Raw genomic sequence first — 14,898 nt, 5'->3', positions numbered from 1 at the left:
GTGTCGCTGACCTTCGAACTGGATCCGTCCGTCACTCCAGAGCTGCGCGACGGGGTCGTACAGCTCTGGGCGGACGTCTCCAACGCCGGGGGAGCGGTCGGCTTCGTGCCGCCGGTCACGGCCGAGGACGTACGCCCCGAGCTGCTCAAGCACCTGACGGGGATGGCCGAGGGCCGGGTCCGGCTGTTGGTGGGGTACGACGAGGACGGAACGGTCGCCGCGACCACGTTCCTCGTATCGAACACCCACGCCCTGATGCGGCACTGGATCTGGGCGTACACCGTCATGATCCACCCCCGCCACCAGGGCAAGGGGTACGGGCAGGACCTGATGGCGGCCGTCGCCGACGCGGCCCGCTCCTTCGACGGGGTCGAGGCGATACGCCTGACCTGCCGGGGCGGGCTCGGCCTGGAGCGGTTCTACGCGTCCTGCGGCTACAAGGAGGTCGGGCGGGTGCCCGGCGCGATCCGTGTGGCGCCCGGGGACGACCGCGACGACATCTTCATGCTGCTCCCGCTGAATTGATCCAATAGGGGACATGCTTCACTGGACGGACAAGCTTCATTGGACGTACAGGGAACGCCGAACCCAGAGAGAAGGTCAGCCGTGAACATCGCCAAGCCGAGCGCCACCGTCCGGTACACCGCGATGCGCATCGCCGTCTTCGTCGGCTGCATGGTCTTCGTGGCGGCCCTGGTCCACTTCGGGGTCATGCCCGCCGGTCTCGGCGACGCCAACGCCATCTGGGTCGTGCTGCTCGCCCTGGTCCTCTCCGCCCCGCTGAGCTTCGTCCTGCTGCGCAAGCAGCGCGACGAGATGTCGGCGCAGATCGTCACCAAGGTGGAGTCGGCGAAGGCGAAGCTTGAGGCGAACCGCACGCAGGAAGACGGCGTGACGCAGTAACAGGCTTGGTTCTTGGGCCCGTTGGCCCGCGTAACAGGACCGACTTCCCCCGCGCTTACCCTTACCCGGACGTAGGACGGCGCGCCGGGGAGGATGCGGTCTGATGGGTGCGGGTGCAGCTTCGGGTGCGGGGAAGGCCAAGCGGATGCCGCGGGCCGTGCGCGAGCAGCAGATGCTGGACGCGGCGGTACGGATCTTCGGCCGGCGCGGGTACCGGGCCGCCTCGATGGACGAGATAGCCGAGGTGGCCGGCGTCTCCAAGCCGCTCGTCTACCTCTATCTGAACTCCAAGGAAGAACTCTTCACCGCCGTGATCCGGCGGGAGGCCCGCGCGCTGGTGAGCGCGGTACGGGCAGGTGCCGAGCCGAAAGCCCCCGCCGACGCGCGCCTGTGGGCCGGCCTGCGGGCCTTCTTCCTCCACACCGCCGAGAACCCCGACGGCTGGTCGGTCCTGCACCGCCAGGCCCGTACGCACGGGGAACCGTTCGCCGCCGAGGTCACGGTGATGCGGGAGGAGATGGTGGCGTTCGTGACGCTCCTGATCGCGGCGGCGGCGCGGGAGGCCCACTCGTCGGAGCCAGAGTTGGCGTCCCGTGACGTCGGCGGCCTCGCCCAGGCGCTGGTCGGCGCGGCGGAGTCCCTGGCGGACTGGGCCAACGCGACTGAGGGGGTCTCCGCGAAGGAGGCGGCGGCGACGCTGATGAACTTCGCGTGGGTGGGGCTGGGGAAGCTGCGGGAGGGCGAGCGCTGGATGCCCGGGGGGATGCCCGGGGGGATGCTCGGGGGCTGAGAAGGCGCCGGATTCTTTCGGCTGAAGGCGGTGGGGCGGGCGTACGTTCCGCGTCTGTTGTCTTGACGGCGGGTGAGCGGCGAGGAGCTTTGGCGTTCCGGGGGATGGAAGACCTGAATAGGCCAACGGTCCCCGAATTCAGGTCGAAAGGGAACGGGCATATGCGCCGTGCCCCGGCCAAAATGAATTCCGACGCGCGACTTGAAGCCCCCGTTACGGGGCGGGTCGGCGCGGATTAGGTTGAGGGTCGCTCGATCGCCATCCGTCCCTGGTAGCCAAGGAGGATTCATGGCCGAGACCTTCATTCTGTCCCCGGGTCTGTACGTGATCAAGAACGCGGCGTACGACGACCGTGTGGTCGACGTACGTGACGCCCGTACCGAGCCCAACACGCCCATCATCGGGTACCCGTACCACAAGGGTGACAACCAGCAGTGGGAGATCGAATTCCTCCCGGGCAACCAGTACCACCTCAAGAGCAAGCTGCACGGCGGCGAGTTCGGCGAGCTCTTCTTCGCGCTGAGCCTGATCAAGATCTTCCCGCCGCTGGTCGCGACGCAGCCGTACCCCCAGCAGTGGTCGATCGAGCCGGTCGGCGGCGGCCAGTACCGCATCCACTTCCCGTACATGGACGGCGTGGTGACCCTGCGCCAGGAGACGGAGAAGACCCAGCTCACCATTGAGCCCTGGGAAGGCCGCGAGAACCAGAAATGGCGCTTCGAGAACGTGTGACGGATGGGATAGCGGCTACGCCGATTATCAATCGGCGTAGCCGCTTTTTTGTTTTAGCGAGTGGCGTACGTGATGAATGTGACCCAGGCGGTGGGGGCGATGGTGATTTCGGGGCCGGGGGTGTTCTTTGAGTCGCGGATGCGGATGGCGGAGGGGTGGGTGGCGACCTCAACGCAGTCACCACCTTCGCCGGTGCTGTAGCTCGACTTGCGCCAGTAGTAGGCGACTTCGACGCACGCGCCGCCCTCGCCGTCGCTATAGCTACTCTTGAACCAGTTCATGAGTCTCCCAGCATCTTCTCGATCAGGGACAGAGACTCCCGTGGGGTGAGAGCCTGCGCCCGGATGATCCCATAGCGGTCTGCGAAGACGCGGACTTCGTCCTGGTCGGTGATCAGCCGGGGGTGCCCGTAGATCTCCGTGTACGCAACCTGCTGCCTCCCCTTGGGCGTCAGCACGATGAACGGCCCGCCGAGCCCGGCGTGGTCTTCGCGATCGGTCGGCATCACCTGAAGTTCAACTGTTCGAAGGCTACCCAAGTGCAGCAGCCGCTGAAGCTGGTTCATTTGGACAGTCCGCCCGCCAACTGGCCGGGACAGCATGGACTGTTCCAGTACGAAGCTGAAGGTCGGAGCGGGCCAGCGATCGAAGATCTGCTGCCGGGACAGGCGGTCCGTCACTCGCTTCTCGACGGTTCCTTCGTCCAGTAGCGGTCGACGCTGTGTGAACACGGCTCGGGCATAGTCCTCGGTCTGGAGCAGTCCGGGCACCGCCTGGGTGCTGTAGTCGTGAAGTGAGACGGCCTGGGCCTCCACGTTTACGTAATCGCGGAACCAACCAGGGTGTCGCACGCGGGCCTTCGCCTGGGCCTTCTCGATCGCGCGCTTGGCGGCGATCAACACCCCACCGGCGTTCAGGATTTGGTCGGCGCGGTCGAGGAAGTCGGGCTGGGGGATGCGTACGCCTCGCTCCAGGGCGGAGATCTGGCCTTCGGTGTAGCCGACGAGTTTGCCGAACTCGCGCTGAGTCAACCCGGCGCGGATGCGGAGCACTTTCAGCTGCTCGCCGACGGCGATGAAGAGCTCCGACGTACCGTCTTCCTCGATCGCCGACTCGGGTCGTTCTTCCCGGTCCATGGGTGCCTCCGTGGTCACGGCCGATGACTCGTACAGAGCGGAGGCCGTACCCGTACAGGAAAACGGTGGCGCGCCGACGCCCCTGTTCAGCGTACGCACATCTCGTCACGCTCGGTGACATGAATCCTCAAATCACCACCCGTGCAACCGAGTTCGTACGGCGTTTCAGCAGTACGCGCCGGGGTGCGAGCAGTGCCCGGAAGGTGGCTCTCGGGCAGTTGGACGCGTGGGGCGTTCCGCACGGCAGCGAACGCTCCGACACAGCCGCACTCATCGTCGCGGAGCTGGCGGCGAACGCGGTGCTGCACGGCCACGTACCGGGCCGCGATTTCGAACTCCGGCTCGTACTCGGCACGGTACTCCGCATCGAGGTCACGGACACCCGGGGCGAGCGGGTGCCGTGCGTGGCGGATCCGGGGGCGGGTGCGGGTGCGGGTGCGGTGGGTGGGGGTGCGGTCGCGGTCCCGGGCGTGGTGGGCGGGGGCGCGGTTGCGGAGAGGGGGCGGGGGTTGGTGCTGGTTGCGGCGCTGGCGTTGGCGTGGGGCGTGGAGGAGCGGGCGGTGGGGAAGGTGGTTTGGGCGGAGGTGGGGTGAGGTGGGGAGGGGGTGAAGTGGCGGCCTGTTAAAGGCTGTTGAGGTCGAACGTGACGACGTCGCGAGGTGCGGATTGCGGCGACGCAGGCCGGGGGAGGTCGTGGCCCGCTAGCCTGTGGCTCACGTGCGGGATGGGGCGTATGCCGGAAGCCATGAACGTGAGCAAAAACGGGGTAGGGGCGGGCTGAAGCCCCAGGTCGAGCACTGTGGTCCCCGCGCGTGCGGGGGTGGTCCCCTGTTCTCCTGCCCGCCGTGCCCGCCCGTGATGTGGTCCCCGCGCGTGCGGGGGTGGTCCCGCCTCAACGGCCTGTCGGGCCTTGATGTGGGCGTGGTCCCCGCGCGTGCGGGGGTGGTCCCCTGTCCCGGGGCCTGAACGAGATCGACGACGAGTGGTCCCCGCGCGTGCGGGGGTGGTCCCTTGACCGGGTCGCCGGGCTCGTGGGGGTCGTAGTGGTCCCCGCGCGTGCGGGGGTGGTCCCGTGGTGGTGTACGGGGCGGACGCACCGGTTACGTGGTCCCCGCGCACGCGGGGGTGGTCCCGACCGTGCCTTGTGTGAGGCCGTCCAGAGCCTGTGGTCCCCGCGCACGCGGGGATGGTCCGCCCGGTGACGTTGAGGCGTGGCCTGGCTGTGAGTGGTCCCCGCGTAGCAGGGTGGCCCCGACACTGCCGCGCTGCGTGGGGCACGGCCTGTCTAGTCCTCGCGCACGTGGGGGTGGTCCCTCGTAGGGCACGTGGGTCAGTCCCTCGGCCATGTGGTCCCCGCGCATGCGGGGGTGGTCCCCCGGACCGGACCCGCGAGCTGATCCACCAGACGTGGTCCCCGCGTGTGCGGGGATGGTCCCTGGGTCCAGCTGAACGGGCTGCCCGGCCTGCTGCGGTCCCCGCGCACGCGGGGAGAGAGCGAAAGCCATGGAGGTGAGCGCTCCCGCACTTGACTACCCAAACTCGTCAACATCCCTGCGAAGAGCAGCACTTGATTTACCTGCGCAATTCGCTACGGCCCGGTCGTTGGACGCTAGCGTGGCGCGCTTGGACCGGCCCGGGTCGCCCCGGGTGAGAGCGATGGAAGGTAGGACGCTCATGCGCGTCTCTGTCATCGGCCTCGGCCACCTGGGTATCCCGCACGCCGCCGGTATGGCCGAGATCGGGCACGACGTGATCGGGGTCGACATCGATCAGGTCAAGGTCGACCGGCTGAACGCGGGTGAGTGGCCGATCTACGAAGCGGGCCTGCCCGAACTGCTCGCCGCGCACACCCGCAGCGGTCGCCTCCGGTTCACCACCAACCTGGCCGAGGCCGCCGACTTCGCCGACGTTCACTTTCTGGCCGTCGGGACCCCGATCGACGCGGACGGTCGCTCGTACGACACCGGTCAGATCTTCGGCGTCGCCCGCGCGTTGGCCCCGTACCTCACTCGCCCCTGCGTGATCATGGGGAAGTCGACGGTCACCGTCGGAACCACCCGCGACCTCGCCGCGCTCCTGGCCCGCCTCGCCCCCGTCGGCGACGGCGTGGAGGTGGTGTGGAATCCCGAGTTCCTGCGGGAGGGCCATGCCGTCGAGGACACGTTGCGGCCCGACCGCATCGTCGTTGGAGTGCCGAGCGCGCACGCCGAGGACGTCGTACGGGAGGTCTACGCACCGATGTTGCGCGAACGTATCCCGCTGTTCGTGACCGACCCGGCCACGGCCGAGCTGATCAAGGGCGCGGCCAACGCGTACCTCGGCATGAAGGTGTCGTTCATCAACGGCGTCGCCGACATGTGCGAAGCCGCGGGCGCGGACGTGGTCGAGCTCACCGAGGCCATCGGGCTCGACCCGCGTATCGGCCGGGGCGGGCTGCACGCCGGGCCGGGGTACGGCGGGGGCTGTCTGCCCAAGGACGTACGGGCGTTCACCGCGTCCGCGCGGGCGCTGGGCGCGGTCGAAGCCGCCGCGTTGTTGCGGGCCGCCGAACAGGTCAACGAGTCCCGCCCGGCGGCCGCCGTCGCCCTGATCGAGGACATGCTCGGGCGGGCGGTCGAGGGCGTACGGATCGCCGTGTGGGGCGCGTCGTTCAAGGCCGGGACCGACGACGTACGGGAATCCCCGGCGCTGGCCGTCGCGGCGCTGCTGCACCGGCGCGGCGCGCAGGTCACCGTTCACGACCCGCACGCCGTCCGCACGGCCCTCGCGCGGCACCCCGAACTCGACTACACCGAGGGCCTGGACGAGTCCGCGCGCGGTGCCGAGCTGATCGTGGTCGCCACGGAATGGCCTGAGTTCCGGGCGGCCGACCCCAAGGCTCTGGGTCGTGTCGTCGCAGCCCCGGTTGTGGTGGACCTGCGGAACGTCCTGTGCGCGGACGCGTGGCGGGTGGCGGGATGGAGGGTGCGCCAGCTGGGCCGCCCGGCCCTGACCTGAGCCCCGCGAACCGGCCCCGGAGGAAGGCCTGGGCACACTAGCCTGTGGCCGACACCCGGGCAGGGCTGCGGGGTTGACCTCTTGGGGGATGTGAGGGGGATGGGGTGTATGCCGGAATCCGTGGAAGTGAGTAAAAACGGGGGCGGGATGAGCTGAAGCCCCAGGTCGGGCGCTGTGATCCCCGCGCGTGCGGGGGTGGTCCCTGTCCGCCGGGGCTTTTCGCGTGTGAGTACGGGTGATCCCCGCGCGTGCGGGGGTGGTCCACAGCCCGGCGGACGGGCGGAGTCCGTGGCCGGGTGATCCCCGCGCGTGCGGGGGTGGTCCCGCACGGAAGCGAACATCAACGCCCTAGACCGCGTGATCCCCGCGCGTGCGGGGGTGGTCCCAGGATCATGCGGGACGGGACGATCATTGACCCGTGATCCCCGCGCGTGCGGGGGTGGTCCCCTCCGGGACCTGATGCGCCAGTCCAAGGTGTTGTGATCCCCGCGCGTGCGGGGGTGGTCCCGTCGGCCCGTGGGTCCAGGAGCAGCGGCGGTAGTGATCCCCGCGCGTGCGGGGGTGGTCCCTCGGCCAACTCGTTCTCCGAGATCGGGCGTGAGTGGTCCCCGCGCGTGCGGGGGTGGTCCCCCGAGCTTCGAGCCCACCTTGCCGATGGCCTTGTGGTCCCCGCGCGTGCGGGGGTGGTCCCAAGAGTTGGCCATTGGTGAAGCGCAGCGCGCAGTGGTCCCCGCGCGTGCGGGGGTGGTCCCTAACGGCTTTTGGGTGGGTATCGGCTTTGCCTGTGGTCCCCGCGGGTGCGGGGGTGGTCCGCGGTGGCCGGCGCCTCCGCGTACCACGTCTAGTGGTCCCCGCGGGTGCGGGGGTGGTCCCATGGAGTACGCCACGACCGGTACCCCCAGCGGGTGGTCCCCGCGTGTGCGGGGGTGGTCCCATGAACACCCTTCAGCGGTGGACCGAGCAGAAGTGGTCCCCGCGTGTGCGGGGGTGGTCCCTCAAAATCGCGCAATTGTTCGAACGAGCGGCAGTGGTCCCCGCGTGTGCGGGGGTGGTCCCAGGTCGGCAGCACCATGGGTCCCTGCCTCGGGCAGGACTACCTGCCCGGTGAGGACTCCTCGTCGGTGATCGTGTGGGAGTGCAACGGCAACCCGGACCAGCGCTGGTCGGCCGACGTCGTGTCGTTCAACCTCAACAACGGGCTGCCGGACACCGTTCACCTCGTCAACGACAACAACCAGTGCCTCGGCGTCTGGGGCGGCGACGTCCGCCGGGGTGCGGGCGCCTCCGCCTGGGACTGCAACGGCAACCCCGACCAGCAGTGGAACGTCGAGCCGGTCGGTGGCGGCATGGTCCGCCTCCACTCGACGTACCACCAGGAGCTCTGCCTGGGCCTCAACAACGGCGGGACGTGGAACGGCAACACCGCGATCGTCTGGGACTGCAACAACAACTCCGACCAGAAGTTCGTCGGGACCAACTTCGGGATCTGATGCGGGAGTTGGGTCAGCCCGCCGCTTCTTGTCTTCGGAGCGGCGGGCCTTCTCGTTTCAGCCCGCCCGGTTCAGCAGTTCGCCGAACTCTCTGAACATCTCCGTCACCGCCGCATCCGCCGCCTTCGACCTCGTGTCGAAGCTCAGGAAGCCGTGGATCAGGCCCGGGTAGCGGTGTTTACGTACTGTCACGCCCGCCGCCGCCAGCGCGTCCGCGTACGCCAGGCCCTCGTCCCGTAGCGGGTCGCAGTCGCCACAGCCGATCACCGCCGGGGCCAGGCGCGCGTGGTTGGTGGCGAGGAGTGGGGACGCCGGGGGGTACGCGGCCGCGGCCGGCATCTCGCCAAGGTAGAGGCGGATGTTGTTCTCCACCTCTGACGTGGTCAGGAGGTAGCCCGTGGCGTTCTCCGTCAGGGACGCGTGGGTGCGGTCGGGGCTCAGGTCCGTGGAGGGGTACGCCAGGAGTTGCGCCGCCAGTTCGCGGCCCTCGTCGCGGAACGCCAGGGCCACCCCGGCGGCCATACTGCCCCCGGCGCTGTCGCCCGCCACCCCGAGCACCCCGCCCCCGTACTCCTCGATCGCCTCCGCGACATGGCTCGTCACCGCCACACAGTCGTCGAAGCCCGCCGGGAACGGGAACTCGGGGGCCAGGCGGTAGCCCACGCTCACCACGACCGCGCCCAGGTCCCGGCACAGTCTGCGGCAGACCCCGTCGTGGGTGTCGAGGTCGCCGACGATGAAGCCGCCGCCGTGGAAGAACACGACCGTGGGGGCCGGGCCCGCCGTTTCGGGACGGTACGTACGTACGGGTACGCCTGCGATTCTGCCGTCCGTCACCTCGGCCACCTCGATCGGTGGGTCCGGGGCGACGGCCAGCGACAGCATGCGGTTGCCTGCGCGCATGTCGGCGACGGGGGGTGGGGCGTCGGGCGCGGGGCCGTCTACGCCGTACTGCTTTAGCAGGGCCGCGATTTCCGGGTCCATCGGCATGGCTTCAGGATGGACCCCTTTGCGGTCCTTGCGCATCGGGGCCGCGCCGTTGGTTCGCTGGATGCGGTCGTTTGGGTGCGGGCCGTCTGTGGCTGCTCGCGCCGTTCCCCGCGCCCCTTAACCCTCTTGAAGGTGCGGACCGTGCGTGGTGCTCGCGCCGTTCCCCGCGCCCCTTAACCCCCTGGAAGGTGCGGACCGTGCTTGGTTGCTCGCGCAGTTCCCCGCGCCCCTAAGCGCCCGGGGCCTAGCAGTTGCCCCCTGTCCCACGCCCCGCGAACTGGTCCGCCAGCCAGTCCGCCGCCGGCAGCGCGCCCACCGTCACCCCGCCGATGTGGCCCAGCAGCGGCAGCGCGTGCCAGGAGACGTTCGCTCCTCGCGCGCACCAGTCCGACCGCAGGCCCTGGCCCACCGCGTACGGGATGAGCTCGTCCAGGGTGCCGTGGTACAGGTACACCGGGGCGTCGGGGGCGTGGGTGCCCAGGCGGGACTCGTTGAGGCGGGCCTGCCAGTCCGGTTGCTCCAAGGGGTTCTTCACCGTCAGGTCGGTGATGTGTTTGAAGGAGCCCACGACCGAATCGATCGCCACGCAGTTCGTCCGGAAGTAGTCGACCAGCGACTTCCCCGCCGTATTCAGGTACGAGTCCAGGTTCAGCTCCGGGAACGCCGCGTTCTGGCCCGCCGCCGCCATGAAGATCAGGCCCGAGCCGAGGCCGCCGTCGTTGGCGTGGGCGACCTTCAGGAGGTCGGCCGGGACGCCGCCGGTCGCCGTGCCCTTGACCTTGAGCTCGGGGGCGTACGAGTCGTGGAGTTCGGCCGCCCAGCTGCTGGCCTGGCCGCCCTGGGAGTAACCCATGATCCCGACGGGGGAGTTGACGTCCACGCCGGGGATGCCGAGGCGCTGGGCGGCGCGGGCCGCGTCGAGCATGGCCGTGCCCTCGGCCCGGCCGACCGTGTACGTGTGGTCCCCGGGCGTGCCCAGGCCCTCGTAGTCGGTCACCGCGACCGCCCAGCCGCGCTGCACGATCTGGTTGATGAGGGTGGCCTCGATGGTCGTCCCGTACGGGAATCCCGCGCTCGGCGCGCACGAGTCGCCCATGCCGACCGTGCCGACCGCGTACGTCACGAGCGGGCGCGGTCCCGTACGGCCGTCGTTGGGGACGATCACCGTGCCGGACACGACGTTCGGGCCGCCCTTGGCCGTCGTCGAGCGGTATGTCACGTGCCAGGCCTTGGTGTTGGTCCATTGGCCGGGCAGGGGGTGGAACTCGGTGGGGGCGGACGTGACCACGTCCCCGGGGCTCGTGGAGGTGTCGGCGGCTGCGAACGCCGTGGGGGTGGCTGCCGAGAGGAGGAGACCGGCGGCGACCGCGCCGGCGACTCTGGTTCGGATGGGCATTGCGGCTCTCCCAACGTGCTGTGGGGTGGGGGTAGTTGGGGAGACAGTAGTGACCCGTCAGTAGGTACGGCGCTGACCGTACCGCTCACCTTCACTGACCGGGCCGGACAGCCTCGGCCCCACCGGCCCGCCTTCACCGGCCCAGCCGGTACGCCCCCGGCGTCGTCCCCGTCCAGCGGCGGAACGCCCGGTGGAACGACGTGTCCTCGGAGAAGCCCAGCCGTGCCGCCAGATCGGCGATCGGCTCGCGCCCCTCCGCCAGGCCCGCGATCGCCGCGTCCCGCCGTACCGCGTCCTTGAGCTGCTGAAACGACGTCCCCTCCTGCTGGAGGCGGCGCCGCAACGTGGCCGGGGACAGGGCGAGCCGGGCCGCCGTGGCGTCGAGGGACGGCAGCCGCGGGGAGTCCTGGAGGACCCGGGCGAGATCGCGGTGGACCTGCTCGGCCACCGTCGTCCCGTACGCACGGCGGCTCAGCAGTTCGAAGGGTGCACGCCGCAGCATCTGCTCCAGCGCGGCCTCGTCCCGTACGAGCGGTGCGGTCAGCCAGCGGACGTCGAACACCGCCTCCGTACGCGCGTCCCCGAAGCGGACCGGGCAGCCGAACAGTGACGGGTACTCGTCCTTGTGCGGGGGCGGCGGATAGCCGAACGACGCCCGCAGCAGCGGGATGCGGCGGCCCACCAGCCAGCTGCACAGCCGATGCGAGATGATCAGCAGGCACTCGGTGAGGAAGTGGTCCGTGTCCCGCCCGCCGAGGTCACCTCGTACGGAGAAGACCGCCTCCTCGGTGTCGGTGACGGTCAGCGACAGGACCGGGCCGCCCGGGAACAGGCCGTAGAACGTGATCCCGCGCTTCATCGCCGCCCCCAGATCGCGGCAGGCCAGCGACGCGTAACACATCATGGCGAACGTGCCGGGGCGGCTCGGGGCCGTGCCGAGCCCGAGGAACTCGTCCCCCGTCGCCCGGTACAACGCCCTGAACAGCAACGCGAACTGAGCGGGCGTCACCCGCGCCCGGTCGTCGCCTAGGAGCGAGGGCGGGATGCCTGCCGCTTGCAGCAGCGGCACGGTGTCGACGCCGCGCCGCTCGGCGCCGCGCAGCACGGCGCGTACATGGTGCACGGTGATCGTCCCCTTGCCCATGGTCGACGACCGTAGCGGGATTGAGCGGTGCGGTCAGTGGGGGTGACGTTTCCCGTCATCCCACGCGGCCGAACCCCGTCGTTACCGTCGGGTATATGACGGACCCGAGCGCACGACGCCCCAGGACGCTGGCCCTGTTCGCGGAGTGGGTGGGCGAACGGTACGCGTCCCACCCGGCCCAGCGGTTCCGCACGGCGGACGGCGCCTGGACCTCCACCTCGTACACCGACCTCCGCGACACCGTCCGCCGCACGGCCTGCGCCCTGCTGGGCCTGGGGCTGAGCCCGGGCGATCGAGTAGCGATCCTCGCGGAGACCCGCCCCGAGTGGACCCACACCCACCTCGCCTGCCTGGCGACGGGCGCGGTGGTCGTCCCGATCTACCCGACTGCGGGGGAGGAGGAGGTGGAGTGGGTGCTGAAGGATTCGGGGGCGAGCGTTGTTCTGTGCGAGGACGCGACGCAGGCGGCCCGCGTGACCTCCTTACGCCCTCGCCTCCCCGACCTGCGGGAGTTGCGTGTGCTGTGCGCTACCGGCCGCCCTACAGGGGCGCGGGGAACTGCGCGACCAGCCCCCACCGGCCCGCAGACGAAAGCAACACCCCCGTGGGCGCTACTGGGGGAAGGGGCGAGCACACCGCTTGACGACCTGCTGGCCCGCCAGAAAGCCGTCCGCCCAGAGGACACCGCAACCCTGGTCTACACATCCGGCACCACAGGCCCACCCAAAGGCTGCCGCCTCACCCACGCCAACATCGGCGCGGTCCAGGACGCCACACTGCCCCTCACCGAAGGCGGCCCGGGCGACAGAACGTACCTCTACCTCCCCCTCGCCCACCTCCTGGCCCAGCTCATCCAGTTCTCCACGCTCCTCTACGGCGGCGAACTCTGCTACTTCGGCGGCCGAGTCGAGGACGTGGTGAAGGAGCTGGCCGAGGCACAGCCCACTCATCTCCCCTCCGTACCAAGGCTGTTCGAGAAGGTGCACCAGACCGTTCTGGGACTCGCGGAGACCCAGGAGAACGGAAGGGCGCGGTTCGAGGAGGCCGTACGGCTCGGCGTACTCGCCGCCGACGGCCGGCTGCCCCCCGACCTGCACGAGGCCCACGCCGCCGCCGACAAGGAGCTGTTCGCGCTGGTGCGGGCCGCGTTCGGGGGCCGTCTGCGCTGGGCGCTCACCGGCGGCGCCCCCATCGCCCCGGCCACCCTCGACTTCCTGCGGGCCAGCGGCATCGCGGTGTTCGAGGGGTACGGGATGACCGAGTCGGGCGGGGTGATCACGCTCAACCACCCGGGCGCCGTGCGGTACGGGACGGTCGGGCGGCCGGTCGACGGGTGCGAGGTCAGGATCGCCGAGGACGGCGAGGTGCTGGCGCGCGGGGCGAACGTCTTCCCCGGCTATCACGCCAACCCGGCCGGCACCGCCGAGGCGCTGGACGCGGACGGGTGGCTGCACACCGGGGATCTGGGCGCCCTCGACCCCGACGGTTTCCTCAGCATCACCGGCCGCAAGAAGGACCTGATCATCACGTCCGCCGGGAAGAACCTCACCCCGTCCGAGGTGGAGCTCGCCATCGAGCGCTCGCGTTTCGTCTCGCACGCGGTGATGATCGGCGACCACCGCCCGTACCCGGTCGCGCTGATCACGGTCGATCCGGAGGAAGCCGCGGGGAAGGACGCGGCCGCCGTACGGGCCCTGGTCCAGGAGGCCGTCGACGAGGCCAACGCCCGCGTCTCGCGCCCCGCCCGTATACGCGCCTTCGCGGTCCTGGACGAGGACTTCACCATCGCGAGCGGGGTGCTGACCCCGACGCTCAAGGTCCGCCGCCGGGCAGTGGCGGAGCGGTACGCGGAAGAAATAGAACGGCTGTACTGATAAAAAGCGCCGCACAAAGGCAGGAGCCCTTTCCCGTACGTCGCCGTACGGGAAAGGGCTCCTTGGGTACTGCTAGTCAGCGATCGCCGACCCGGGCAACTAGGCCGGGGTGACGTTCTCCGCCTGCGGGCCCTTCGGACCCTGCGTGACGTCGAAGTTCACGACCTGGTTCTCCTCAAGGGAGCGGAAGCCAGACGCGTTGATCGCGGAGTAGTGGACGAAGACATCCGGGCCGCCGCCGTCCTGGGCGATGAAGCCGAAGCCCTTTTCAGCGTTGAACCACTTGACGGTTCCGGTAGCCATAAGCCCTCCTTGGGCCAAAGGGTTGCCCTGCTCCAGAACCTGCAAACAAGTCTGAAAACTACAAAAGCCTGCGGGTTACATGCTCCGCAGGCTCTGTACTGCAAGGGAAACCAAACTGCAACTTGCGCTGAGCGTAGCACGCAGGATCGGGGGTGCGGTAGAGGGAAAGATCACGTCACCCGGACGTTTGACGACCCCTTGATGCGCTGACGAAGAAGCCCTTCGCGCGCCGACGGAGAGACCCGCCGTAGCTGGACAAACCGGACAGGTCTAGTCTCGCGATGTGGACCAAACAACCACCCGGCCACGGGTCGGGCACATCCAGTTCCTCAACTGTCTGCCGCTGTACTGGGGCCTCGCCCGTACGGGCACCCTCCTTGACCTCGAACTCACCAAGGACAGTCCCGAGAAGCTCAGCGAGCAGCTGGTCCGCGGCGATCTGGACATCGCCCCGATCACCCTCGTGGAGTTCCTGCGCAACGCGGACGACCTGGTGGCGTTTCCCGACCTCGCGGTCGGTTGTGACGGGCCGGTCATGTCCTGCGTGATCGTCTCTCAGGTGCCGCTCGACCGGCTCGACGGCGCCCGGGTCGCCCTCGGCTCCACCTCGCGCACCTCCGTACGCCTGGCGCAGCTGCTGCTCGCCGAGCGCTACGGGGTCCAGCCCGACTACTACTCGTGCCCGCCCGACCTCGGCCTGATGATGCAGGAGGCGGACGCGGCGGTGCTGATCGGGGACGCCGCGCTGCGCGCCTCGCTGCACGAGGCCCCGCGTCTGGGGCTCCAGGTCCACGACCTCGGCACCATGTGGAAGCAGTGGACGGGCCTGCCGTTCGTCTTCGCCGTGTGGGCGACCCGCAAGGACTACCTGGCCCGCCAGCCCGCGATGGTGCGCGAGGTCCACGAGGCGTTCCTGGCCTCCCGTGACCTCTCCCTGGAGGAGGTCACCAAGGTCGCCGAGCAGGCCGCCCGCTGGGAGGTCTTCGACGCGGAGCTCCTGGAGCGCTACTTCACGACGCTGGACTTCCGGTTCGGCGCCGCGCAGCTGGAGGGCGTACGGGAGTTCGCCCGCCGGACCGGTCCGACCACCGGGTTCCCGGCGGACGTGGCGGTCGCGCTGCTCGGCGCGTAATCGCCTGGATTC

15 protein-coding genes are annotated in these 14,898 nt (G+C 69.8%); 9 read left to right on the top strand and 6 right to left on the bottom strand.

What is annotated here, in order from left to right; translation table 11 throughout:
* The 4 genes from BG418_RS26680 to BG418_RS26665 all read left to right on the top strand — a co-directional run bounded on the left by BG418_RS26680 (position 1) and on the right by BG418_RS26665 (position 2,425).
* Positions 1-525 carry a GNAT family N-acetyltransferase gene (locus BG418_RS26680; RefSeq protein ID WP_188276490.1) on the top strand — a complete coding sequence of 175 codons (525 nt, stop codon included), beginning with the start codon at positions 1-3 and terminating at the stop codon, positions 523-525.
* 81 nt (positions 526-606) lie between these two features.
* Entirely contained in the window at positions 607-903 is a 297-nt protein-coding gene (locus tag BG418_RS26675; RefSeq protein ID WP_188276489.1) for a DUF4229 domain-containing protein, read from the top strand.
* Between the two features lie 103 nt (positions 904-1,006).
* Positions 1,007-1,693, top strand: coding sequence for a TetR/AcrR family transcriptional regulator (locus BG418_RS26670; protein ID WP_188276488.1), 687 nt, complete (start codon positions 1,007-1,009; stop codon positions 1,691-1,693).
* 288 nt (positions 1,694-1,981) lie between these two features.
* Entirely contained in the window at positions 1,982-2,425 is a 444-nt protein-coding gene (locus BG418_RS26665) for an RICIN domain-containing protein (protein ID WP_188276487.1), read from the top strand.
* Positions 2,426-2,478: 53 nt separating this feature from the next.
* On the opposite strand, the gene BG418_RS26660 is transcribed toward BG418_RS26665, so the two are convergent.
* Together BG418_RS26660 and BG418_RS26655 are read right to left on the bottom strand one after the other, a co-directional pair.
* Positions 2,479-2,706, bottom strand: a complete 228-nt coding sequence (locus BG418_RS26660) for a DUF397 domain-containing protein (protein WP_188276486.1) — start codon at positions 2,704-2,706, stop codon at positions 2,479-2,481.
* Positions 2,703-3,560, bottom strand: coding sequence for a helix-turn-helix transcriptional regulator (locus BG418_RS26655; protein WP_188276485.1), 858 nt, complete (start codon positions 3,558-3,560; stop codon positions 2,703-2,705). Before BG418_RS26655 ends, BG418_RS26660 begins: the two co-directional genes overlap by 4 nt.
* A gap of 119 nt (positions 3,561-3,679) precedes the next feature.
* On the opposite strand from BG418_RS26655, the gene BG418_RS26650 reads away from it, so the two are divergent.
* The 3 genes from BG418_RS26650 to BG418_RS26640 all read left to right on the top strand — a co-directional run bounded on the left by BG418_RS26650 (position 3,680) and on the right by BG418_RS26640 (position 8,047).
* Positions 3,680-4,153, top strand: a complete 474-nt coding sequence (locus BG418_RS26650) for an ATP-binding protein (RefSeq protein WP_188276484.1) — start codon at positions 3,680-3,682, stop codon at positions 4,151-4,153.
* A gap of 1,081 nt (positions 4,154-5,234) precedes the next feature.
* Positions 5,235-6,557 carry a UDP-glucose/GDP-mannose dehydrogenase family protein gene (locus tag BG418_RS26645; RefSeq protein ID WP_188276483.1) on the top strand — a complete coding sequence of 441 codons (1,323 nt, stop codon included), beginning with the start codon at positions 5,235-5,237 and terminating at the stop codon, positions 6,555-6,557.
* 1,070 nt (positions 6,558-7,627) lie between these two features.
* Positions 7,628-8,047 carry an RICIN domain-containing protein gene (locus BG418_RS26640; RefSeq protein ID WP_188276482.1) on the top strand — a complete coding sequence of 140 codons (420 nt, stop codon included), beginning with the start codon at positions 7,628-7,630 and terminating at the stop codon, positions 8,045-8,047.
* A gap of 57 nt (positions 8,048-8,104) precedes the next feature.
* On the opposite strand, the gene BG418_RS26635 is transcribed toward BG418_RS26640, so the two are convergent.
* The 3 genes from BG418_RS26635 to BG418_RS26625 form a co-directional block, all read right to left on the bottom strand.
* The gene (locus BG418_RS26635) at positions 8,105-9,037 is read right to left on the bottom strand and encodes an alpha/beta hydrolase (RefSeq protein ID WP_188276481.1); all 933 of its coding nucleotides are present in this window, start codon (positions 9,035-9,037) and stop codon (positions 8,105-8,107) included.
* A gap of 244 nt (positions 9,038-9,281) precedes the next feature.
* Entirely contained in the window at positions 9,282-10,433 is a 1,152-nt protein-coding gene (locus tag BG418_RS26630) for a lipase family protein (protein ID WP_188276480.1), read from the bottom strand.
* A gap of 133 nt (positions 10,434-10,566) precedes the next feature.
* Positions 10,567-11,577 (bottom strand): AraC family transcriptional regulator, encoded by a 1,011-nt coding sequence (locus BG418_RS26625; protein ID WP_188276479.1) that lies wholly within the window; start codon positions 11,575-11,577, stop codon positions 10,567-10,569.
* A gap of 95 nt (positions 11,578-11,672) precedes the next feature.
* Here BG418_RS26625 and BG418_RS26620 point away from each other — a divergent pair, with 95 nt between their 5' ends.
* On the top strand, positions 11,673-13,451 hold the full coding sequence (locus BG418_RS26620) for a long-chain fatty acid--CoA ligase (RefSeq protein ID WP_188276478.1): 1,779 nt from the start codon (positions 11,673-11,675) through the stop codon (positions 13,449-13,451).
* 99 nt (positions 13,452-13,550) lie between these two features.
* Here BG418_RS26620 and BG418_RS26615 read toward each other — a convergent pair whose 3' ends face one another.
* Entirely contained in the window at positions 13,551-13,754 is a 204-nt protein-coding gene (locus tag BG418_RS26615; protein WP_003967102.1) for a cold-shock protein, read from the bottom strand.
* 283 nt (positions 13,755-14,037) lie between these two features.
* Between BG418_RS26615 and BG418_RS26610 the strand changes: the two genes are divergently transcribed.
* Entirely contained in the window at positions 14,038-14,886 is an 849-nt protein-coding gene (locus tag BG418_RS26610) for a menaquinone biosynthetic enzyme MqnA/MqnD family protein (RefSeq protein WP_188276477.1), read from the top strand.
* The last annotated feature ends 12 nt before the right edge of the window (positions 14,887-14,898 follow it).

The organism is Streptomyces sp. CBMA152 (assembly GCF_014596475.1).
In the GTDB taxonomy this organism is placed as follows: domain Bacteria; phylum Actinomycetota; class Actinomycetes; order Streptomycetales; family Streptomycetaceae; genus Streptomyces.
The sequence above is the reverse complement of the archived record's forward strand: the minus strand, read 5'-3'. Positions and strand labels throughout refer to the sequence as shown.